Annotated in this window: 20 protein-coding genes; 13 read left to right on the forward strand and 7 right to left on the reverse strand. The window is 60.8% G+C overall.

The window, feature by feature from the left end:
• Nucleotides 1-28: 28 nt before the first annotated feature.
• Entirely contained in the window at nucleotides 29-982 is a 954-nt protein-coding gene (locus tag B4393_RS10135) for an MPT63 family protein (RefSeq protein WP_078334415.1), read from the forward strand.
• A gap of 54 nt (nucleotides 983-1,036) precedes the next feature.
• Here the strand turns inward: B4393_RS10135 and B4393_RS10140 are convergent, their stop codons facing one another.
• A complete protein-coding gene (locus B4393_RS10140) occupies nucleotides 1,037-1,942 on the reverse strand; it encodes a hypothetical protein (RefSeq protein WP_078334060.1) in 906 nt (301 codons plus the stop codon).
• A gap of 107 nt (nucleotides 1,943-2,049) precedes the next feature.
• Nucleotides 2,050-2,652, reverse strand: coding sequence for a TetR/AcrR family transcriptional regulator (locus B4393_RS10145; RefSeq protein ID WP_078334061.1), 603 nt, complete (start codon nucleotides 2,650-2,652; stop codon nucleotides 2,050-2,052).
• Between the two features lie 87 nt (nucleotides 2,653-2,739).
• On the opposite strand from B4393_RS10145, the gene B4393_RS10150 reads away from it, so the two are divergent.
• Entirely contained in the window at nucleotides 2,740-3,840 is a 1,101-nt protein-coding gene (locus tag B4393_RS10150; RefSeq protein WP_078334062.1) for an oxygenase MpaB family protein, read from the forward strand.
• A gap of 10 nt (nucleotides 3,841-3,850) precedes the next feature.
• Here the strand turns inward: B4393_RS10150 and B4393_RS10155 are convergent, their stop codons facing one another.
• A complete protein-coding gene (locus B4393_RS10155; protein WP_078334063.1) occupies nucleotides 3,851-5,266 on the reverse strand; it encodes an alpha/beta hydrolase in 1,416 nt (471 codons plus the stop codon).
• Between the two features lie 7 nt (nucleotides 5,267-5,273).
• On the reverse strand, nucleotides 5,274-5,747 hold the full coding sequence (locus B4393_RS10160) for a MarR family winged helix-turn-helix transcriptional regulator (RefSeq protein WP_070936484.1): 474 nt from the start codon (nucleotides 5,745-5,747) through the stop codon (nucleotides 5,274-5,276).
• 584 nt (nucleotides 5,748-6,331) lie between these two features.
• Between B4393_RS10160 and B4393_RS10165 the strand changes: the two genes are divergently transcribed.
• The 3 genes from B4393_RS10165 to B4393_RS10180 all read left to right on the forward strand — a co-directional run bounded on the left by B4393_RS10165 (nucleotide 6,332) and on the right by B4393_RS10180 (nucleotide 9,371).
• Nucleotides 6,332-7,018, forward strand: a complete 687-nt coding sequence (locus B4393_RS10165) for a class I SAM-dependent methyltransferase (protein WP_078334064.1) — start codon at nucleotides 6,332-6,334, stop codon at nucleotides 7,016-7,018.
• Between the two features lie 1,094 nt (nucleotides 7,019-8,112).
• Entirely contained in the window at nucleotides 8,113-8,970 is an 858-nt protein-coding gene (locus B4393_RS10175) for a DUF4436 family protein (RefSeq protein WP_070936486.1), read from the forward strand.
• Between the two features lie 194 nt (nucleotides 8,971-9,164).
• Nucleotides 9,165-9,371 carry a hypothetical protein gene (locus B4393_RS10180; RefSeq protein WP_078334066.1) on the forward strand — a complete coding sequence of 69 codons (207 nt, stop codon included), beginning with the start codon at nucleotides 9,165-9,167 and terminating at the stop codon, nucleotides 9,369-9,371.
• A gap of 284 nt (nucleotides 9,372-9,655) precedes the next feature.
• Here the strand turns inward: B4393_RS10180 and B4393_RS10185 are convergent, their stop codons facing one another.
• Both B4393_RS10185 and B4393_RS10190 read right to left on the reverse strand, forming a co-directional pair.
• The gene (locus B4393_RS10185; protein WP_078334067.1) at nucleotides 9,656-10,606 is read right to left on the reverse strand and encodes a hypothetical protein; all 951 of its coding nucleotides are present in this window, start codon (nucleotides 10,604-10,606) and stop codon (nucleotides 9,656-9,658) included.
• Between the two features lie 120 nt (nucleotides 10,607-10,726).
• Nucleotides 10,727-10,942 carry a hypothetical protein gene (locus tag B4393_RS10190; RefSeq protein ID WP_078334068.1) on the reverse strand — a complete coding sequence of 72 codons (216 nt, stop codon included), beginning with the start codon at nucleotides 10,940-10,942 and terminating at the stop codon, nucleotides 10,727-10,729.
• Here B4393_RS10190 and B4393_RS27450 point away from each other — a divergent pair.
• From B4393_RS27450 to B4393_RS10215, 6 genes are all read left to right on the forward strand, one after another.
• The gene (locus B4393_RS27450; protein WP_157901271.1) at nucleotides 10,933-11,076 is read left to right on the forward strand and encodes a hypothetical protein; all 144 of its coding nucleotides are present in this window, start codon (nucleotides 10,933-10,935) and stop codon (nucleotides 11,074-11,076) included. The genes B4393_RS10190 and B4393_RS27450 overlap by 10 nt on opposite strands.
• Before the next feature lie 223 nt (nucleotides 11,077-11,299).
• Nucleotides 11,300-11,875 carry a TIR domain-containing protein gene (locus B4393_RS10195; protein WP_157901272.1) on the forward strand — a complete coding sequence of 192 codons (576 nt, stop codon included), beginning with the start codon at nucleotides 11,300-11,302 and terminating at the stop codon, nucleotides 11,873-11,875.
• 58 nt (nucleotides 11,876-11,933) lie between these two features.
• On the forward strand, nucleotides 11,934-13,076 hold the full coding sequence (locus B4393_RS10200; RefSeq protein WP_078334070.1) for a toll/interleukin-1 receptor domain-containing protein: 1,143 nt from the start codon (nucleotides 11,934-11,936) through the stop codon (nucleotides 13,074-13,076).
• Nucleotides 13,073-13,714 (forward strand): SLOG domain-containing protein, encoded by a 642-nt coding sequence (locus B4393_RS10205; protein ID WP_133285898.1) that lies wholly within the window; start codon nucleotides 13,073-13,075, stop codon nucleotides 13,712-13,714. Before B4393_RS10200 ends, B4393_RS10205 begins: the two co-directional genes overlap by 4 nt.
• 25 nt (nucleotides 13,715-13,739) lie before the next feature.
• The gene (locus B4393_RS10210) at nucleotides 13,740-14,195 is read left to right on the forward strand and encodes a TIR domain-containing protein (RefSeq protein WP_078334072.1); all 456 of its coding nucleotides are present in this window, start codon (nucleotides 13,740-13,742) and stop codon (nucleotides 14,193-14,195) included.
• Between the two features lie 191 nt (nucleotides 14,196-14,386).
• Entirely contained in the window at nucleotides 14,387-15,748 is a 1,362-nt protein-coding gene (locus tag B4393_RS10215; RefSeq protein WP_133052535.1) for a hypothetical protein, read from the forward strand.
• A gap of 1,244 nt (nucleotides 15,749-16,992) precedes the next feature.
• Here the strand turns inward: B4393_RS10215 and B4393_RS10225 are convergent.
• A complete protein-coding gene (locus tag B4393_RS10225) occupies nucleotides 16,993-18,594 on the reverse strand; it encodes a Shedu immune nuclease family protein (RefSeq protein ID WP_157901273.1) in 1,602 nt (533 codons plus the stop codon).
• 773 nt (nucleotides 18,595-19,367) lie between these two features.
• Between B4393_RS10225 and B4393_RS27455 the strand changes: the two genes are divergently transcribed.
• On the forward strand, nucleotides 19,368-20,333 hold the full coding sequence (locus B4393_RS27455; protein ID WP_133052534.1) for a hypothetical protein: 966 nt from the start codon (nucleotides 19,368-19,370) through the stop codon (nucleotides 20,331-20,333).
• Between the two features lie 153 nt (nucleotides 20,334-20,486).
• Nucleotides 20,487-21,626: a pentapeptide repeat-containing protein gene (locus B4393_RS10235; RefSeq protein ID WP_078334077.1), complete on the forward strand. Its 1,140-nt coding sequence runs from the start codon at nucleotides 20,487-20,489 to the stop codon at nucleotides 21,624-21,626.
• Nucleotides 21,627-21,924 lie beyond the last annotated feature (298 nt).

Genomic DNA, 21,924 nt, shown 5'->3' on the forward strand with positions numbered 1-21,924 from the left:
CAATTCGGACGTCAAGGAGAACCACATCGTGAAGATCAATGTGCCTATCACCGCCGCGGTGGTGGCCGCCGCGGCCGCCGCGGGACTGGCCCTCATGCCCACCGCCGGCGCCGACACCACACTCGGCCAGCAGGGTCGCTTGACCAACGGCGATGTCGTGCAGGCGTGGACCATCAGCGACCTCAAGGTTAGCGCTGACCAGCTGCCGTACCAGCCCAAGGGCACGCTGTGGGAAGCCACCGCCACCGACGAAGCCGTTCAGGGCAGCGTCATCCCGATCGTCGCCAACTTCAACGCCAAGGCCAAGGACGGCGAGACCTACCGCGTGCTGTACGGCGTCGCCACCGAGCAGGGCGTCAACCCGGGCACCCTCTCGCAAGGTGAGAAGACCACCGGCAAGATCTACTTCGACGTGACCGGCGCCAACCCGGAGACGGTGACCTACACCTCCGGCGACGAGGATCTGCTCACCTGGAAGGCCGCTCCGGCCGCCGCTCCCGCGCAGCGGTCGGGTGGTTCCAGCCAGTCGCACGGCACCAACCCCGCGCCGGCCACCAGCACCGCACCCACCGCCACCCCGACGCCGGCCGCCGTTCCCGCCCGCAGCCAGGGCACCCCGCTGCCCGCAGGCAGCCAGGGCACCCCGGTGGACGAGCAGCAGCCCGCGACGACTCCGACCCCGACGGTGGCACCGGTGACCGCGACCCCGACACCGGCCACCCCGGTACCGGGCGCCGAGGGTACGCCGCTGAACAACACCGCGGTGCCCGCTTCGCCGGCCCCCGCAACGCCCGCGCCCGCATCCCCGGCTCCCGCATCGCCGGCGCCGGGAGTTCCCGCTGTCGAGGGTGCCGCCCCGCAGACCGTCACCCCGCCGGTGGCGGCTGTACCCGGCGTGCCCGCCGTGCCCGCGTCCGACAGCATCCCGCACGGACAGCGCGCAGCAGGCAGCCAGGGAACTCCCGTTCCCACCGAGGGCTAGATAGTCGTTTTTCGGCATTGACCGCCGGCCGCCTTGCGCGGCCGGCGGTTTTTGTTATGAGTGCGACGACCACCAGGCGTACAGCTGGTCCAGAGTCGGACCGCTCGCACCCGAGCGCGTCTCGCTGAGTAGAAGTCGGTCCTCGTCGGTCCACGCGACCACCGGGTGGCCCTGGTTGGAGCCACAGAACACCGTGCCGCTGACCTGATCAGGCGTGGCGTTGCGACGCCACGGTCCCGGCGACTGGATCCGGCCGGGGCACACCACCACCGCATTACGTTTCGTCAGGCGGCTCAATCCGGCGGCGAGCGCGGACTTGTCTTTGACCAGTGAGTAGCTCGCCTCTAGGGGGCCGTCCGGGTCTTCGCTTCGTCCGCATTTTATTTGCGCGACTGCCTCATTGGCGGGTTCAACGGCCTTGCACGCGGCGGCCGCGTATCCCGTCGGGAGCATGGAAAGCAAGCGGGTCTCCGCATCGGCGTCCCTGCTGGACACCGTGGTCGTCGGCGGGGCCGCTGTGGGCTCCGCGGGAGTGTCGTCTCCGCCCCGGCTCGCAAAGACTGCGACAACGCCGCCGACGACTACCACTGCGGCAAGTACAGCACCGCCAATCATCAACGGCCGCTTGCTTCTTTCGGGCTTGTCTTCCCACGATGAGAAGTCGACCGTGGGCGGCGACTTCACCGGCTGCGAGATCGGCGCGGCATCACCGAAGAGATCGTGGCTGGGCCACTGCATATACGGCGCGGACGGCGGTACCCCGTGGCTGCCCGCGTACAGATCGGGAGTTGCCTGCTGCTCAAGGAACGGAGGCTGGCCGAAGTCCTGCTCCGACGGAGCGAACGGACCGGGTTCGGACAACATGCCGGGAAGCGCATTGAGAACTGGTAGCGGCGCGGTATCCGCGGCGTCAGACGAGTCCTCGGACGCCGGCGAGCCCGCTCCGATATCCGGATCCATCCACTACCCCCAATGTCTAGTCGTATCTCCCCGACCATGGTCAATGCACAAGATTACTTGGCCTGGTCGCCCACCGGCCAAAAGCACGCATAGTGACCGGCGTGCCGCTAACGGACCGCCGTGCTGGGCTCCGGGACCAGGGCCCGCGCGATGGGCAAGATGTACCGGCGAGCGTACTGCTCGGCATCTTCCCTGGTGGCGAGCTCTCGCCGCGGGCTAGGCGCAAGGATCAGCGAATGTGTCAGGCGCACAAACACTTCGGCAACCCCGTACGAGTCATCAACAAGATCACCGGCGCTGCGACTCACGTGACCCGCCAGATACGTTGTCGCCATATCCAAGGCGGGGCCCGCTCCGGTCGTCATGATCGGTAGCACCGACTCTGGATCCGTCTCCACCGCGCGCTGCATCAGGGGATGCGTGTGCACATACCAATAAATCCCGGTGAAGCCCGCCACGAGCTTGTCCTCGGGGCTGTCCAGCGCGGAGATTTCCCGGTCGATGGCAGAGAACATCGTCTGCGCCTCACGCATGAGGACGGCGAGGACAAGTTCCGTCTTGTTGGACCAGCGGCGATACACCGTCATATGCGATACACCCGCGCGCCGTGCGATCTCGTCGACCGTCGCCCGACGAATACCGAAGCTGAGCATGGCCTGCAGCGCGGCATCGAGGATGCGCTCGCCGGTCGGATCCGGATCTGCAGACACAGCTCAGTCTCTCACGCAGCGGTACTTCCCAACCCGATGTTGCAATGTTAGATTCAAGCTCAGTTCCTAACATTGACGGAGGATGCAATGACGCATGTACTGCCGCTCGACACCGAACACGACGGTGAACTGGATACAGATCCCCAGGAGGACGGCCTTGCCCTCCTACGCGTAGACGGGGCCCGCCCGCGCGTCATGGCCGAGTTCCGCAAGCACCTGGGCAGCCCCCTCGTCGGCGTCTTCGGCGGAGTGTTGTTCGACGAGGTGGCCTTGGTGCCGGTGGCCGCTTCCGTGGACCGGTCGGGGCGGTTTCGGGAGAACTTCACTGACCGCGGCATCCGAAGCGCGCTAAGCGCGATATCAGTCTTCGCCGGCGACCGCGAGCAACGAGCCGACACCGCGCGGTGGCTCAAAGAGCAACACCGCGCGGTGCGGGGTACCGGAGTCGGCGAATATGAGGGAATTCGTTACAGCGCATTGGATCCCGAGCTCTGGATATGGATCGCCGCCAGCGCCATCAACGCCACTATGGAGTCCTTTCCGCACTGCACGGGATACACCTTGACCCCGATCGAGAAGGAGGCCGCATATCAGTATCAGCGGTACCTGCTCAGTGACCTCGAATTGCCTAGCGCCAAAGGGAAATTCCCGCCGACATATTCCGCATTCGTCGACTACTACGACGACATGGTGGAAAACAGGTTGCAGTCCAATGGTTTTCTACGTGACCAGTTCGCCGGTTTGATGCGGCTGCCACTGCCCACACTGCTGCTGCCCGCCGCGGTTCGCCCGGCCCTGTTGCCCCTTTGGCTGGCGATTCGCCCGATCGCCGGCCGGGTGATTCAGGTCTGCTCAGCCAAGGCGATGCACCCGGAGATACGCGAGATGATCGGGTTCGAGCTCAAGCCCCGGCACCAGCTGGAGTTCGCGTTGTATACCCGGCTACTGCAGTTGGTATGGCGCGTCGCGCCGGAACGAATACTCGTAGAACCCATGCTGTATAACAACATTCGCCTCACCGAGGCCCGCTCGGGGCTCGACGGCTCACGCACCGCGCAACGCAAGTACGACAAACTTGCCCGCTCGTTGACGCGACGCAACGAGCGCCTGGCCAACTTCTATCACGGCTATCGTCTCGACAGCTTTGCCGCTCCGGAGCGGCCCACCGGTACCTGCCCGTTTGGGTGATCGGGCACCACTACCTACCCGCTGCCCGGACGGCGGTCGCTGCGGGCGTGCTCAGCTCCGCCGTCAAGCCGGGCAATGGAATCCGTGGTGTCTGGGGCACACCAAGACGGCCTGCCAACCAGGGCAATGCGGCATCGAACGCCTGCGCGGCGAACGGCCAGTCATGTCGCCCGGGCTGCGACGAAACCGCGCAACGAATACCGTGTGCACTGGCCAGCCCACAGAGCGAATTGGCCGCGACATCCTGCCCTTCGGGGTTCGCAAGACCGTCGTGCGGACTGTCGCTCACCGACCCGATCCCGGCGGCCGTCAGCAGCCGGTGCCCCCTGCCGCCGGGGATGTCGAACCATCCGGCGACCGAGCCGTACCGACCGTGGTGGCTGATCACCGTCGCCGGATCAAATCGCGACCACGCGTCTGCGTCACCACCGAACAAGGTGGCAATCGTGTGTGTTCGATCGCCGGTATTGGGGCTGGCATCTCCGGCAATGTCAACGAAGGCGCTGAAGGTCTCTGGGTGCACGACCGTCAAGTCCAGGGCGCAGGTACCTCCCATCGACCAGCCCGCGACACCCCAGTGGCTCCTGTCATCGCTCACCCGGAAGTTGGACACCATGTACGGCACAACATCTTTGACGAGATGATCAGCGGCATTCCCGCGTTTACCATTGACGCATTCGGTGTCATTATTGAATGCCCCTGTGGCATCGGCGAATACCAGTACCGGCGCGAACCCGTCGTGTTGTGCGGCGAAGTCGTCGGCGGCCTGTGCGGCATGACCGGCCCACACCCAGTCCGCCGGGGTGTTCAGTGCCGATCCGATCATCAACACAGCGGGAAGCCGCGGCGCGGGGTTGCGGCCAAACCATGCGGGCGGCAGATACACCAGTTCGGTCCGGTGCCGGAAACCTGACGCATCGGCCGGAATCGCCACCGGCGTAATGACACCCGCGGGCGGCTGCACACCGGCGATCTGCATGGCCAGGATGGTGCCGCGATCGACCTGCCCAGGTACCGGAGCCTGCGTGAGCCGCGCCCAGGCCGAATGCGCCGTGGGCAGGTAACCGATCCACGCATTCATGGACAGTCCGGCACACACCACACACAGTGGCACCGCGACGACGTTCAACACTCGCCGCCGCCATCGAGCGCTACGCCAGTCCACCAACGTCAGCCCGGCGGCCAGCCCGATACCCGCGATCCACAGCCACAACCAGGGCGGTGCCGGATCGCCCGCGACACCGAGCGAGTCCAGATACCAATACGCGGCGCATGTCAGTACCGCGCCGAGGGCCAGTCCAGGAAGGATGCGGATCCGCCGGCGCGGCCCACGCACCGCATAGAACAGCACCGCTGCCGTGCCGAGCTGGACGACGATCGGCAGCCACCCGTGAATCAACGACAGCTGCCCACAGTAATGACGCATCGGGTTCCTACAGGTCTGCGGGCCCGGCGGACTCGCCGCCGGCCGTGGTGAACGCGTCCAAGGCGCGTACCAGGCCACGACGTTCCCGTGCCGGCATCCGAGCGGCGATCCGGGCGATCTCGGCGCGGCGCTGGGCCATGACCTCCCGCACCACGCCCTCACCATGAGCGGTCAGTTCGGCCACCAATTCCCGGCGTGACCGCGGATGTGGATGACGATTGATCAAGCCCGCGCCCACCAATCGATCCACCATCCGCCCAGTGGTCGACGGTTGTACCCCCAGTAACTGCGCCAGCGTTGCCAAGTTGACTGGCCCCTCGTTGAACAAGATCACCAGCGTGCGGAACTGAGGAAACGTGATGGTCTCGTCAACCTGGGCGATCGACCGCGCGGAGACCGCCAAGAGCAACCGCGAAGCCACCAGCAGTGAATCCGCGAGCGCATCAAGCGATTCATCACGATCGACGTCGTCAACGGTCACACTGACTTCCCTTCCGAATCTACGGCGACCACAGCGGGCATTACCCTACCTCCTAGCAACTGTTGCATAGCGCTATGATTTGCGCGCGCCGCGCAGGTAGCGACCACGGCCTGCACAGTCACCGTGGAACGCAGGCGGAGTTACGTGCCGACGAAGAGAACCGTTAGCAACAGGCCTTGTGACCCACGCCTATCTTGTTCGCAAATAAAAGGAACGCCCGTGCGAGCAGTGCGCCCTCCCCAGGCCGACCGAAGCCCAGATCCTGCCCGCGCCACGTGGACCGCGGCCGAAAATGCACCGAAATCCTCATGCCAGGTGCGCCCCGTCACGCAAGGACCTCATTCGTACCACAGCCACGATATCGACCGTTCCGATGTCGTTACATAAATGAAAATCCGCAACTAATTTATGCACCAAAACCTCTGAATGTATGCGAATTTGCGATGTAAATTCAGGGTATTGACAGCTTCTCTTCAGATCTCCTCAAGGTGGCGCAGATAATCGCCTGAGAAACACATTAAAATTATGCCGATTAAAAGCATCTCCGTTGCCTAGCACTAGATGGACTACCTAAACTTTGTTTTATGCCAACTTTCAACGTAAACGCAGTGGATTGGGACGAGTTGTACCGCGGTGAGGCTTCGTACGCTCCCGGGGATCCGGGCTGGAACATCGGGGAGATGCAGCCAGAGTTTGCAGCTCTACAACGCCAAGGAAGGTTCGACGGGCCGATTCTTGATTCCGGCTGCGGCGTGGGGGTCACCGCATTGGCCCTAGCCAGTTTGGGCTACGAGGTGGTGGGTCTCGATCTATCCGCCAGCGCAATCGACAAAGCGAAAAAAACTGCGGAAAAACTCGAATTGGATGTTGAATTCGCGACGGCCGACCTCACCGCCGACACCGGATACTCCAACTATTTCAATACCGTCATCGACGGGCTTGTCTTTCACAGTCTGCCGCGAGAGTCGCGCGATGGTTATATTCGAACCGCGACACGCGCACTGGCACCGGGAGGAAAATTCTTTGCGCTCGTCTTCGCAACTGAAGCATTTCCTCCGGAAATCGGTTTCGGACCGCGCGCCTTCACCGAAGACGAACTGCGCGAGATCATCGGGGCACATCTGGTCGTCGACGAGGTGCGACGAGCGCGCGCCTGGGTCAATGTGCCACGCCTCCTCCCCGACGGGTTCGAGTACCGCAACGTCACTATTGGTTCCGATGGTCGCGCCCAGTTACCCGCATGGCTCACGTCCGCGCATCGTGCGCCATGAGTCCAGAAGCAGTTCCACAACCAGAATGGCATAGTACAACTATTGCATAGTGCCACCGTTAATGGATGCCGCACCGGCTCCCTTACGGGGCCGATGAGCACCAATCACCGCATCGAGAGGGTGAGCTAGGTCCACACCCACAGCGCCGTCGACCACAGCGCCGTCGACCACAGTCCCCGCCAGTAGTTTCCTGAATTTTTCCCAGCTTCGAGCGCTCGCATTTCGCGCTAGCTCACCCTCTCGATGCTCCGAGCTGGATACTCGCCGTACCCGCTAAATCCCTTGTGGTATCGGCATTCACAGCTACCGCGCAGGGAATCACCCAGGAAACCCCATCATTCCGGTCATATCTTTAGGTAGTAAAACTTACTGAGAGAGGACCGTCGATGACGAAGCCACAATCAGTGCGCGGTCGAGTTGTGTTGGCGGCCGTGGCCGCCGCTTGTGCCGGCACACTGGCATTTCCCGGAGTCGCCTCCGCGGCGACCAATAGTCAAGAAACACAATCCATTTCCAGTGCAACTGCTGTCACTGCCCTAGGCAACGATAGGGTGCCGATCTCTGACGAGTTCACTGCCGTACCCACCCGCTGGGGTCACGGCGGCTGGGGCGGCCATGGCGGCGGCTGGGGTGGCCCCGGTTGGCGTGGTCCGGGATGGCGCGACGGCGGCTGGGGCCCCTGTGGTGGCCCGGTCCGCGACCTGCTCCACCCGTGGCGTTGCCTATAGCGCGCCGACACCAGTACCGGACACGCACTGCGCCTGATCAAGTCCCGAAGGCGCAGTGCTTCTCCGGGTCCGACACAGTACGGCTTGATCCGACATCCCCGGACAGCGTGCGGCGCAGGCGATGTCGGATCCGGCGCTAACATCGAGCGGCGAGCTGCACACTCTTCGTCGCAGCCGATTTCGGAGCACAGCCGACAACGCTGTCGAAGTAGCTCCGGCGGGGCTTCCTAGGCGACGCCCGTGCCATCAACGGATGAGATACCTGCGGAAAGGTGCCATATGTCGACGCCTACGATCGGTTCGTTGCGCCTGCCGAGCGTGCCCAGACTGGTTGGTTTGGGGATACTCGTGGTGGTAGTTACGTGCATGAGCGTTTCGTTGTATTGGTGGGAACGTGACCGGGGCGACCGCGCGACTGTTCTTGGGGAGACAAGCAATCCGGACCGCGTCAACATCTCCGTGCTGATCCAGAAGGTGGATCCGGCCACAGCACGGATCAGCGCGCAGCTGGAGGTGCGCGGCGAGGGAGCATTGGTGGACGAGCACCACAACCTGAAGGAAGACGCAACCTTAGTCAGTAACGCTGTCACGAACCCGACAGTGGTGGCCAAGGCGAACGAACGTCCTGAGTATGTGTCGGTCCAATTTGCCTTGCGCGACGGCATGTTCACCGACTATCCCTTTGACAGTTACACGTCGAACTTCGTCTTCCGTGTACACATCGGTGACGGCCCCACTCGGCGTGAGGTTCCCGTCCGTGTCGTGTTCAACAACATCGACGCCTTCTTCAAGGTAGCCCCGAAGCAGGAAGAATCGATTCAGGTTCATCATCAAAATGGCGAGACCAAGACCATCACCCCGCCCCAATCAGTGTTCGTCTCTACCGCCACGGTCGCGCGCTCGACGAGCACCCTCGTGTTCGCGGTCTTCATCATGGCGTTCATGTGGTGTCTGACTGTCGCGGCCCTCATCGCCGCCTGGTACGTCGGCAGTGGCAAGCTCGGGTTGTTCTGGTCCGGGCTTGGTTTCCTCGGTACATTGCTTTTCGCACTCATCCCGCTGCGCAATGCGGTGCCCGGCGATCCACCGATCGGCTCGCTGATCGATTTCGCGGCATTCTTCATTGCCGAAGGCGTGGTGTCGATTTCGATGATCATCACCGTGCTCCACGGTTACCACATCGAGGTCTCCAAGAGGGCCGCGGCCGAAGAATCAATCGATTAGCCAGGCCTCACAGATCTATTCAGCACCTTTGATCATCGCAAGCTCTCGTCGCCCCTCTCCCCGATCTCAGATGGGAAAGCATCGGACTCAGGCAGGAGGGACTTGCCACGCGGACCCTTAAGGCCAGCGACTGTTTCCGCCGCCCGGAGCCGAGAAGTTCGGGGCCGGCGCAGGCCGCGGTTCAGGAGCTGGCCGTGGTGCCGGCTCAGGTCGCGATTCAGGAGCGGGCCGTGATTCGGGTGCAGGTCGCGATTCAGGAGCGGGCCGTGATTCGGGTGCAGGTCGCGGTTCAGGAGCTGGCCGTGGTGCCGGAGCGGCCCGTTGTTGCGGAGCCTCGTGTACCGGCGACTTCTGTTGAGCCGGCGCCTGCGGTGCCGGTGCCTCGTGCGCTGGAACCTTAGGAGGCTGAGCATCCTGCGCAGGTGGTGCCGGCACGGCACGCCGGGGCGGCGCATCCTGCCGAGCCGGAGGATCTACCACGGAATTAGGCGGAGCGGCTGGCCGCGGTTTGTCCTCCGGCGCCAAGGAACCGGGTGGGATCACCCCCTTGCCCGGGGATGGGTTCAGGTTTACTCCCGGCCCGACGTTGCGCGGCACCAACCCCGGCTTTTGTCCGGGCTTGTCGACTGCGGGCACAGGCGCAACTTTGGGCACGATGAAACTCGGCGACACCTTGGACGGAGGGTCAGCAGGTGCTGCTGCCGCCAAAGCCGGTGGTGCAAAGCCATTTTGGCGGTTCGTAAGCGCAGCCGATTGCTGCCCCCGCGTCGAGGTTAGCGCCTTGATAGGAGTGGTGGTCTGGGCGGTCAGTTCCTTGGTGAAGTTCCGAGTGGACTTGCTCGCAAGGTCCTTCATCAGTGGCCCCGGAGGAGCTCGCGGCCTTATCGTTGGAGATGAATTGTGCCAGTGATGTTTTCGGGTTCACTACCGGGGCGGATACCCTCGCATTGACGTCGTTGATCACCGTGGTGGCCGAGGGCGCCCAGTCGCGGTTGCGCGGATTATGCCAATCCCGGTTCATGTTCCAGTCTCGATACTGGTCTGGGTTGACTCCGTGCGCCTGGTTCCACTGGGTGCGTTGGTACACCGGATCGTCGTTCTGGAACTTCCACTGGTAATACTGCTCGTACCGATGATGGTCGTTGTACCAATCTTGATTGCGTGGGTCGCCCGGCCAGCCGCGGCGCTGCCCCCATTCGTTGCGGCCGTCACGATCCCAACCGTCACGGTCGTAGCCGGCCCAGTTGCGACCGCTCCAGTTGTAGCCCCAGTGGTCGTAACCCCAGCGGTCATAGCCGAGGAAGTCGAAACCATAGATATTGAAGCCGCCAAGGTCGAAGTTGTACCAGTTGCCGGGGTCGTAGCCGTAGAGCTGTCCCCAGGAGGAGTCGTAGTAGCCGAGGTCTTCCAGGTTCGGCGTCAGCGGAGGGTCAAACGGTTGTCGCCAGTCGGCGTCGGGGTCGACGGGAACGTCGGGCGGAGGAGGAACGAAGTCGTCGGGCACTACGCCCGCCACACTTTCGGCATCCCCAGAGTCGTCGTATCCCCACGTGGGGGCCGATGCACTCGCCAGCGCGACGGGGTCAGGCGCCGGTTGCCCCGCAGCCCGGTAAATCAACTCCGCCCCGATTTCCATAGGTTCAATGCTGTAAGAAAGCTCACTAAGAAGTGTTCAGCTCAGGAGATTTCCGCCGACGCCACCCAGGGCGCCGATGGCGACCTGAGAAGCGAACGACCCCAACCAGGTAGCAGCGTTTCATAGCTTGCCTCGCTCATCGGGATCGCGATCCTGATCTTCAGCTGCCGACTCCAGTGCCTGGATCAATCGCTCAAGCTGTCCCTCTGGCGATGGCCAGGCGCCGACGACCCGTAGCGCTGCGCTTATCGGACGACATACTCCCAGGATGTCGCCGCTGAACGAGCCATTCACCTTCTCGAAGTAGGACGGGTAGAACTCGGCTGGTGGCGGCACTCGACGAAAACAAAGAACTTCGGGAACGCATCTCCACTTTGGAGGCAACCAACTCGCGACTCGTTCACGAGGCGATCAACCTGCAAAACCCCGCACCCAAGAACGTGGCGCGCATCAACGGGCGGCGCGGGTGAAGCTGGGAGATCCATCCGGCGGCGGATAATGCGGTGCGAACTTGGTGCAACCACCAGCGCTGTGGTGCAGAATGCTTGGTTGTAGGCCCAAGAGGCGGACAGTCGGTCGACTTTGTCGAACATTGCTGCGAGGCAACCGAACAACGTGACGTTGGCGTGCCAAACAGGAGAGGTGGGGGAGTTGTCAATGCCGGGTGGGTATCGAGCGTCAGCCAAGGAGCGCATGCTCCGTGTTCAGCACACGGCTGAACTAGCCTCGGCGCGCAAGAAGGATCCGAGTCGTCACAAGTGTTTCGTCTCGTACCATGTTGACGATCTGCCCGAGGTTGAACAGTTCCTGGATGACTTTGGTTCAGAATTCATACCGAGGTCAGTGGGTGTGACGGTCGAAGACGATTTCATCGACAGTGACGACGATGACTACATTAAGCGGCGCATACGCGAGCTTTACTTGTCCGATTCAACGGTCACAATCGTGCTCCTCGGCCAGTGCACTTGGGGCCGACGTTTTGTCGATTGGGAAATCTCTTCCTCACTCCGCAACGATCCGATCAACAAGCGTAGTGGTTTGCTTGTGTATCCCTTGCCATCGAGAAATAACAGCGCCACACTCCCGGCTCGGGTGAAAGACAACTGGGTTGAAGGCAACCAGGCTGCATCCTACGTCCGCTACATGATGTACCCAGACTCGGCCACAACCATACGAGGACACATCGAAAGTTCGTTCGGCGATCGCAATTCAAAGAGCTATCTCGTGGACAACAGCCGAGCGCTCCGGACAACGAACTCATGCCCTTAAGGAACGTTAGTGCGGTGGTACGGCCGTTGGGAAACCAAGGAAGGATCGCGCATTGTCTGTGACTTACGAGATCCAGGTGCTGCACGTCGACCGCGACGACTGGCTTACCGAGCTCCGATCGGCTGTCGCTAGCGAGTTACATGCGATCGGCATGCACAGGTCTGTAGTAGTCGACGTCACCGAATCAACACCTACTCCCCTCGCGCCGTCGGTTGCTGTCGCATTGATCGGCCCCGCGGCAGCAAGTAGTCCAAAACTTGCTGCCGCGACCAAAGAAGCGACCTCGAAAGGTCGCGTCACGATCCCAGTGGTGGACAACCTAGGGCAGTTCCAATCACTCGTACCCGACGAACTCTCACGGTTCAACGGATTTGAATGGTCCGGTAACGAACCAGAGCACCGCCTGGCTCAGCTACTTCTTGAAGAACTCGGCATTGAGGATCGAGATCGTCGAGTCTTTCTCAGCCACAAACGCGAAGACGGCCTCGGTGCAGCAGAGCAACTTCACGATGCGCTAACCCGTCACCGATTCGTACCCTTCATCGACCGGTTTGCAATACCCAAGGGTGCCGACGTTCAAGCACACATCGCTGACGCCCTCGAAAGCTACGCATTCCTCCTGATACTTGAAACCCCGCTCGCTCACCTCTCTGAGTGGGTCTTCGACGAGGTCGACTATGCCCTCAGCCACACTATGGGCACATTGATCCTTCAATGGCCAGGAGAACCTAAGAATATCCCTGGGAGCGCTGGGATTCCGCGAATACAGCTTGCGCCCGACGAGGTCACAACAGACGACCACGGCTACGAAATTCTTAAACCAGACGGACTGGACAGAATCATCCGCGAGGTCGAGAAAGCACATGCTCACGGTATAGCCAGGAGAAGGCGAATGCTCGTATGTAATGTCGAAGACGCAGCACGCGCCGCCGGAGCGTCATGTATTCCCTTGAAAGACTGGTCTCTTGACGTCTCGGCAGCGAAAGGACGATCAATTGTTAGTGTAACGCCGAGACTTCCAAGCGCTCAAGACCTCCAGCGCCTGGACGAAACGCGTTCCGCTATCGACGCTAACGCTAACGCACTGTTGGTTCATGCCGCCCGCCAGTTGCGAGAGCCGGCCTGTGGGCATCTGAAGTGGATTACCGACGGCAGAGGCCTCGACCTTGTCCCAGACAACGCAATTGGGGCGCAATGGTGAGCGCGCAACCACTTGCAGACAAGCCAGTCTTTCTCTCGGCAAGCATCCCTGATCCTGCTCGGTGGGACGGCGCCTTTGATGCCCTGGAAATCACCGATGCTGTTGTGGCTGTCGCTCGCGCAGTGCTGAGCGCCGGGGGGTCCCTAGTCACCGCAGCTCATCCGACGATCGCGCCACTGCTCCTGTATGTCGCAGCGGAACTTGAATCAAGTGATACGCCCCAGGTTGTTGTCTATCAGTCTGCGGTGTTCGATGACATCCTTCCCGAGGCAACCCGACGCTTCGAGGCCGACGGAATCGGCACGATTATTCGGACGCCAGCGGCCAAAGACGAAGCCGCTGACCCAGCGCATGCACCCGTAAGCCTGGACATTATGCGCCGCCAGATGCTCAACGAGACGCGGCCTGCCGCAGCCGTATTCGTCGGTGGCATGAAAGGCATCCCTACGGAGTATGCATTGTTCGCCGAACTGCGATCTAAGCGCCCTATGTACGCATTCGGCTTTCCAGGAGGTGAAGCACGGTGGCTGGCCGAATCAGCTAGCGCACAATCCTCGTTGCATGAACTCCTGGCGAGCGGAAACGTCTATCCAGCGATCGCTCGCGAGCTAGTACGAGACGTTGCGAGGTCAACGTAGTTTCTGGTTACCCAACAAATGAGAGGTGAGCAGCGCGGCTCGACGGGTGTTTTTCAGCTTCCATTACGAGCGTGACATCTGGCGGGCCAACGTTGTCCGCAACAGCTGGGTTACACAAAGCCGAGAAGCAGCTGGATACTTCGACGCGTCCCTATGGGAGGAAGCGAAGAAGAAGGGCGACGCAGCGATCAAAGCGATGATCGACTCAGCACTGATCAACACCAGCGTGACCGTCGTCCTCGTAGGCCAGTACACCGCTTCCCGCCCGTACGTGAACTATGAAATCCAGCGCAGCATGGCCCGCGGTAACGGACTTCTTGGCGTACGCATCGAGAAAATTGGGGACCGCAACGGCGATACCGATGACGCGGGAGAGAATCCTCTGCCTGCGAAATACCCGCTCCATCGCTGGAACACGGATGGCGGGCATTCAAACATGGGTGCCTGGATCGAGTCTGCTGCCAAAGCGGCCGGCCGCTAGGACACGCGTTAGACGATACCTAACCGATCGTCCGAACCCCGGCCCTGGGCAATCGTTGAGTTGGTTAGAGCCACCCAGCGAGGGAAAGAGAGCCGCCTGCGGGACTTGAACCCGCAACCCCCGCATTACACGAGATAGTCTCCTGCCAGATAGCTCAGATCTGAGAGATCATCAAACGGGGGCCAAGTCACATGCGCCGAATCACTCGCCAACGCTGGAACGCGTTCGCTTCCTACTGCCGACATCCTGCGGCACCACTTTTGTTTCAGGAGCTGGCGTGGTTCGAGTCCGCCGACGGTTGTGTGCTCGCGACGGTTGTGGTTGATGTAGACGGTGATTTTTTGACGACGATCTTCGCACGCGACGCCTTAGGGCGCTTTCGTTCGATCGGCGAGGACGGCCCTTACGAAAAAGCGGAGCTGGCGACCGCCAACCTCACCGGACGTGTCCAGCAGATGTTGCCCGCACTTGACGTGTTGCGAATCCAGGGCGACGAGTCTGGCGACGCCATTGATTTCTTCGCTCCCCGGGTCCCTGATGAGAAGCTGAATCTGCGCTTCCAGCGGCTGGCGTCAGGTGACGACTTCGCCGCGGCCCGAGCAATCATCGGGCAAATGATGCGCTCGTACGACGATGCCGACGGTAACTTTGTCGAGCAGTTCCAGACCACTGGCTTCGACGCGAGACTCTGGGAGCTGTACCTGTTCGCCGCCCTGTCTGAAGCCGGGTGTCAGGTCGAACGCCCCAAGCCTGCACCCGATCTACTCGCCAGAGGGATCCGTGGGGAATTCGCTCTAGAAGCAACAACAATCAACCCGACGGTGCGTGCAGCAGGGAAACCCGACCCTCTCACTACACTCCACATCTGTGAGGACCCGGCCTCCTACGTCAGGCACTATCTCCCCATCAGATACGCGGGCCCGCTCACTAGCAAGCTCGCGAAAAAATATTGGACCAAACCCGCGGCGGCCGGGAAACCACTGGCGCTCGCGATCCAGGATTTCCACGCCCCGTTGTCGATGCGGTATAGCTTCCCGGCATTGCCAATGTACTTGTACGGCATCACACAAACACCACGGCGCGACAGCGCCAACCGGTTGATTATCGAATCAAGCCCCATCGAAGACCACAGGTGGGAAGACAAGGTCGTACCGTCAGGTTTCTTCTCACTTCCAGACGCCGAGAACATCAGCGCCGTACTGTTCAACAACGCAGGCACATTGAACAAGTTCAACCGCATGGGCGTCGGCGCAGGGTTTGGTGTCGACGGCATCACCTTGGTACGAAGCGGAACCCTCTGGGACCCCAATCCTGATTCCTCGACACCCATCCCGTTCGAAGAAGTAATCGCCGAAGGCAACCCCGAGACATGGATCGAAGGAATGGACGTGTTCCACAACCCAAACGCCAAACATCCGTTAGACGATATGCACCTGCCCGGCGCCGCGCACCACCATCTACTTCCCCACATGCAGATCGAAACATCCTGCCGCGGTCGCAAACCAATGGAATCTGGCACCGAAATCCGCAGAAACCCTGATCCCCGATCGTGATGTCTGCAGCTCGTCCAATCAGCTTCCTTCGCTGGGAACTACATCGTCACCGATCAGATGCATCGGACGTGGGGCAATCGACTTTCACCGTAGGCCAATTCGTTCCAACCATGAAGACCGCGCACCCGCGTCAGCTAGGCGTGGCCCCCAGTCTCTACCCAGTGGCGACACGTAGAGCCGTAACTGGAGTCCTCCGGCGCGGGGATCTACGCGATGAGCTAGCTCCACCGTGCATCCCGGTGAGTATCGTAGGTTGTGGCTGCAGCTGCATGAGCAGTATTTCTGCTTCAATGGCAGTCCGAGTTGCGGATCGGTAAGCCGGTTCACCAGGTCTTCGTGATTCAGATTGACGCCTGGGTGGGTGAACATTTCGATCTTCCAAAGGTCGCCCATCGGCCGGCCTTTGACCCAGTAGGTGTTTGCGACACTATGAAGTAGCCCGATTCTGCGTAGCAGCCCCGAGCCGATCCACGCCGATCGCCGTGTCCACGGTTGGATCCAGTCCTGTTCCGCGACAGTCATTTCGCGCTCTTCCCACAGTGGATGTGTTCTTAGTGCAACCGCCTCCTGTTTCATGCGTGCGAGCCATCTCGTCCACCCAGAGTGTGCAACTAGAGTTAGGCGCGCGCTGGTGCCGGCTAACCCAATTGTCATGGCGGTATGTTGCATCGCAACGACCCGTAGACCCGGCACTCCGCCCACCAGTTCGTTTCGATCTCGGCGGGGGAAAAGGTTCAGGGCCATTTGTTCATCGACGGGGTTGACGCGCTTGGCCCGTTCGGGCGGATCAAGGTGTACCGCCAGCCGGCCTGCCGGCAGGATCCGTACGTGAGAGACACCCAGTGGGTGTGCGAGAAAGCCTTGACCAGCCAAGATGCCTTGCATTACAAGGGCTTCCAGCAGCTCTTGATCGGGGCTCGCCGCAGGGATAGACGCGCCTGAACGGGGAGAATTCGGATTACGTAAGTAGCGGGACGACTCGCCCGTGTACATCCCACGATCTCGCGGAGTATTGGAAAAGCCATTCATGACAACCTCTTTCAAGCATCTTGCCACCTAAGATGCCGTCAAGTGATGTCGGGCAACCGATACGATCGAACTGTTAATGGGAAGACTCAGGTCTTCTTGATTCCCCTGTGGTATTGACTTAGGTGGCTCAACACCAGGAATCGGCCGCCATTTCCAGCCTCGCAGTCAAGCATGGCCCAGAACCGGCCAGATCGCAAGACTATAGCCACTCGAATCTACCCATATTGGCAATCTTGTCCCAACGCCAAAGCGCGTTCAGCGTTATCGATGAGCGAGTCGTACATGACGACCGATACTCGCGTCAGATGGCTGTTGTAAGTACGGATCGTTTCGAGTATCTGTTTGCGATCGCAGTCTGCCGAAACGAAAGACGAATGACCTACAACGACGGTTATCGATGCTCGCCGACAGTCGATGTTGAAATCACTCAGTATGCGGTCACGTTGCTCATCAAGGCTGGCTAGATAGTTGAATGCCTGTCCCACAGCATAATTCACCTGCGCACCGACAACGAAGTAGGAGCCGCGCCGACGGATGAGGTTCTCGATGTTAGCTTTCTTAAGTTCGACTCCATGTATCGACCCGTCCGGGCGGATGAGCGACATGTCGAGTTGGTCCCGAGTCGTCAGGTTTCGCCGGGCGCTCCGGGAAAGGAACTCCCCGCCGAACAGCCAGGGCATACCCTGCACCAGCTTCTGCAAATCGGCCTCAAGACTGTCGGGCGAGTCGATAATCGACCGTAGCTCGGCCAGATCTCGTTGTCGCCGCGCCAGTTGAATGAGAGCAGCCATGCTCTGTGCGTCACCCAGAGCGGACACGGCGCTAACAGCGTCGGTGTCGCGCTTCAGAAATGCATGCAATCTGTGGATCATGGCGGTCTCATCATCGATGCCAGGTCCCCCATCATCAGGTTTGGGTTCGTTCTCAGTCCGAGCAACAGTCACAGTGTGTTTAAGCGACAACCGGATGGTCGGAGCCGATTTGGAGTCCTCCGCGCCGGAGAGCGCTCGACCTGCAATTGGTTGCAGCCGCAGAACGGGAGTGGTGGCGTTCAAAGTGCCGGCATACCTGGAGTCCCTTTGACTGACAACCCACCGCTGCACGGGATCCTTCTGCGCGGCAGTGAATTCCCCAAGATACCGATATCCTTGGTGCTGCAGCTCAAAGACTCGCAACGCCAGCCCCCTGTTGACATGGCCAAGCGCGATGAGGTTCTCGCCAGTAAGTCGGCTGTCGTACTCCGCATTGCCCAACACATGTATCGTTCCAGCTTCTCGGCTTATCTGCGCACTTGCCTCCCTGATAGGAGCCGAATCTGGATCGACGAACATCATGACGTTAGGGGTCTTACCGCTGGGTGCAATCCGCGCCCGGGTGTTACCGCCGTATACCGCGTGCAGTTCCCTGCGGGACCGCACGATCTCGCCAGGATTGATGTGCCAGGCGGTAGGCCATTCCGTTGGCTCGGGCGCTCCTTCAGCCAGCTCGGTCAGCCGAGCCCATAACGAGTCGTCCATGTCGAGCTCGACCGCACCTGATTCTTCGCCGTCAATTTCGCCTCCGCCGGGGACCTGGGCAATCAGCATCTGTAGGCCACTGGACCGCAAATATGCTGTCGTCAAGGGTGTACTCAAACCGTAGAAGTCGTATCTGAGCGCGCACCGTCGGTATACATGTTCGCCAGCGCCCTGATTTCCCTCCAGAATCCGCCGCAGCGCCCCTCGACGGCTCTCCACCGGCAACTCGTCAATGATTGATCCAATCGCGACAACTCCCCCGCCGAACTGGCCGCGCCAAAGCACCACCTTGTCACCCACGGCCGCCGAGACTGGAACAGCCACTGGGGGAGACAATCTAACCTCACTCTTTTTGTCCCATGGCCACCACCGGCCGGCAGGAGCAGTTTCGACTAACGCTATCCAGCGCGTCATACCTCGACCAACTTCCGACATGCCCCGCGGTGAAGACCAGTTCCCCCCTCTGCCGAAACTGTGCCTCCACGCTCGTCGGCGGCACTGGTTTCCGGGAGCCTCAGCCCAACATCTCCAGGAGCAAGGCGGTGAAATACCTCGCGGTCATTACCATTGACACAAGAGCTCAAGAGCCGGCATCTCCTGGTCATGCCTTCCCTGCCACAGGCCAAGGCCCAGTTACTCCGACTGCTTCGACTTGGTCGTTTAGCGTTGTGGCTCGTCACGACGCGCTCTTTGCCGAAGCGCGGGAAAACAGTGGCAATTTGAATACCGCGTAGCGGTGCATGAGATTTTAAGCGCATTGGGCGAGCGTAAAGATCGCGACCGACAAGCCGGTCGCCCCCAGATCGGGATAGCACATACAGACCCATACCTAAGAGCAAGCCGGCCCAGCGACGGCCCGTATCAATGCCGGGGCTTGCAATCGCGGTGGACTACAGGCATGCTCGACCGCATGGCCAGATGGTGGCCGATTCTCGGTGCTGCGCCACCCAAGTCAGCACCGTAGGGGAATCAAGGAGAGATCTGTATCTCCATCATCCAGTTGTCCGCTGTATCGATGTATCCGACATGACCTTGAGACGTCTTAGGTGGCAAGACGCGCGAAAGGGGTTGTCATGAAGGATTTTTTCACCGCTCGGCTGACCCGGGAACTGTACACAGGAGAATCTCACCGCTCTTGGAGAAATCCAACGGCCCAGGGATCACATCCATTTATTCCCGACGCCGGCCCGGACCAAGCCTTATTGGAATCTCTCGTACTGCACCGATTGATGAGTTTCCCATCATTTCATCCACACCCGCTGGGTGTTTCACACGTCCGGGCCTTGCCCCAGTGCCGACTTGCGGTACACGTCGATACACCAAAATCGGGAGCCAACGACGATCCCTTGTTCACCTCTACAGCCCACAACTTGTTTCCCATACGCTACGCCGACGGAGAGGTATATGGCGTGCCGGGGCTGCGTATCTTCGCAGTGTCAGGCCGCGCACTGACGATAGGACTAGCCGGCACCAACGCACGCATAACGCTGTTCACCCGAACAGGCTGGCGACGATGGCTTGCCCGCTGGCATGACACCGTCAGCGCCACAAACGAAAGCACCCCGCTGTGGTACAGCGGTCACCTCACATCCCATGAGCGAGCTTCCATAGGCACGCACCGAAAAATGATGCCGTGGCTCGGATCCGGGTTACTGCGCCGAGTCGGGCTGTTCCACCTAATCGGAAGGGCGTACGTGGTCAGAGGTTGGACCGCAGACGGTAAATGGAAAATCGAGATGAACCGCCACGCCGACATAGACGTCGACCACGACATCTTCCTGAGCCTGCTCACCGAATCGGCCTTTGGGCTTCCATTGAAGGAAGTCTCCCGCTGGTGCAACTGCGGCCGCGGCGCTGGAATCCCCAACGGTTGTTGGATTGAACTCGTGCACAAGGACAATCGCATAACCGGAGGCCTCCAACTACGATTCTGTTCAGAACGACCCGACCAAACGTTCATCCAAGAGCTTGCCGACTCAGGCGCCGACATCAACTGGCTCATCCAGGCAGACCCGCTTAAGCCAGCACGCCGGGGCTGACTCCAGCACCAAGCGTGCACCCTCTGGCATCCGCTGAACGCTGATGCAGAGCCCCATACTTGAAGCAAGAGAGCTGCTGCACATTGCCCACGAAATAAGGTTGCTTCTGCAAGTACTGGCACGAGAGCGGCCCTGGCAGGAACGGAGACATATATGGACTGGCTAACACAGCCCGTGGCCACACTGTTCGCGGGTCTGACGGTGGCAGTCGCCGCCATCATCACGTTCGTCAGCTCCGCTCTAGTCCGTCGCCAAACCGGCGAACATTTTACGACCCAACACGCAGCTAACCGCCAAGATAACCAGCACGAGCGGTACACCACTGCCGCAACACAATTAGGAGCAGATACTTCGGCCGCAATACGGCTCGCGGGCGTGTTCGCATTGCTGGCACTGGCCGATGACTGGATCACCCAGAGCAAAAACCGTGAAGGGCAAATGGTCGCCGATCTGTTGCGGTCCTACCTGCGGGTCAGGCCCGACGATCTCAGCTACGATGCCGCCGAGACAGAGGTCCGCAAAACCATTGTGCTGGAGCTGGCAGAGCGTTCAACGTGGTGGACAGATCGGCTTGAAAGGTCGGAGGAATTCGATATCCCTGCCCCTGTGCCGGACGAGGGGCAGCCTGCGCGTGCTCTCCTCAGACGACTTCCAGTATGGATCGGCCGTTTTCTGCCTTGGTGGCCGACTTCCCTTGCGCGCCAACGCTCCCCTGACCTGACCTTCCCCGCACCCCCGAAATGGACGTCGCCTAGCGGCCGCCCACAATGGGACCACTGGATCGACACTCACCTCTACCGCGTCTATCTTGCGAAAGTAGACCTCACGCGTGCGCAGCTGTCCGGGGTCAACTTCTCTAGAGCCAACCTGGCAGAAGTGATCCTCCGGCAGGCGGATCTGGAACTGGCCAATTTCTCCAAATCGGTTCTCATCAAAGCCGATCTCGCACACGTTTATGCACGACGATCCACGTTTGAAATGGCCGATCTACGCGGCGCGGACCTTCGCTGGGCCACCCTGCTCGAGGTCGTCCTCGACAACGCTAATCTGGCCGGTGCAGACCTGCGCGGAGCGCTCCTTAGGGGCGCTTCTTTGGATAACACCAATCTAACCGGCGCCAGCATAGAAGGTCACGACCCAGCATGGCTGGAAGCAGAGGGCGCGGTACTCAATGATCCAGATTGGGCCGCACAATTCACTGAGCACCCAGAATCAACGCCCCACGTCTCTAATCTGCACGAAGGTCGACAAAACTGGCCAGAACGATCGATTGCTTCGCAAGTTGAAGATTGATCGCCCACACCGCAGACCGGCAGCACCTCTTCATGACCGGCTTCATGCTCGCCCGGAACATCCTGGCATGCAGCGCCATACGCCGACAAAAACCGCAATCCAGCGACTAGACAACCTCAAACATTGAGCCCACTCAAGCGATCTGGGTCGAACACAGCTTCTTGACCTAACTGCTGGGCCGCCCGCGATTCTCACGAGCCAACCGAAACACTGTCCAGCTGGCGTGCAACTGTGCGCGCCAGTTGCTGGCCAGGCATTAAGAAGCCCCTCAAGACTGGCCATTCCCCGACCCCCGGGC

Origin of the sequence: Mycobacteroides franklinii (assembly GCF_002013895.1) — a bacterium.
Classification (GTDB): Bacteria; Actinomycetota; Actinomycetes; order Mycobacteriales; family Mycobacteriaceae; genus Mycobacterium; species Mycobacterium franklinii.

Excerpts from the sequence above, each read along its gene's own strand:
- B4393_RS10140 (WP_078334060.1), bottom strand. The coding sequence starts at position 1,942 with ATGGATCCGGATATCGGAGCGGGCTCGCCGGCGTCCGAGGACTCGTCT.
- B4393_RS10150 (WP_078334062.1), top strand. The coding sequence starts at position 2,740 with ATGACGCATGTACTGCCGCTCGACACCGAACACGACGGTGAACTGGAT.
- B4393_RS10155 (WP_078334063.1), bottom strand. The coding sequence starts at position 5,266 with ATGCGTCATTACTGTGGGCAGCTGTCGTTGATTCACGGGTGGCTGCCG.
- B4393_RS10165 (WP_078334064.1), top strand. The coding sequence starts at position 6,332 with ATGCCAACTTTCAACGTAAACGCAGTGGATTGGGACGAGTTGTACCGC.
- B4393_RS10175 (WP_070936486.1), top strand. The coding sequence starts at position 8,113 with ATGAGCGTTTCGTTGTATTGGTGGGAACGTGACCGGGGCGACCGCGCG.
- B4393_RS10185 (WP_078334067.1), bottom strand. The coding sequence starts at position 10,606 with ATGGAAATCGGGGCGGAGTTGATTTACCGGGCTGCGGGGCAACCGGCG.
- B4393_RS10195 (WP_157901272.1), top strand. The coding sequence starts at position 11,300 with ATGCTCCGTGTTCAGCACACGGCTGAACTAGCCTCGGCGCGCAAGAAG.
- B4393_RS10215 (WP_133052535.1), top strand. The coding sequence starts at position 14,387 with ATGCGCCGAATCACTCGCCAACGCTGGAACGCGTTCGCTTCCTACTGC.
- B4393_RS27455 (WP_133052534.1), top strand. The coding sequence starts at position 19,368 with ATGAAGGATTTTTTCACCGCTCGGCTGACCCGGGAACTGTACACAGGA.
- B4393_RS10235 (WP_078334077.1), top strand. The coding sequence starts at position 20,487 with ATGGACTGGCTAACACAGCCCGTGGCCACACTGTTCGCGGGTCTGACG.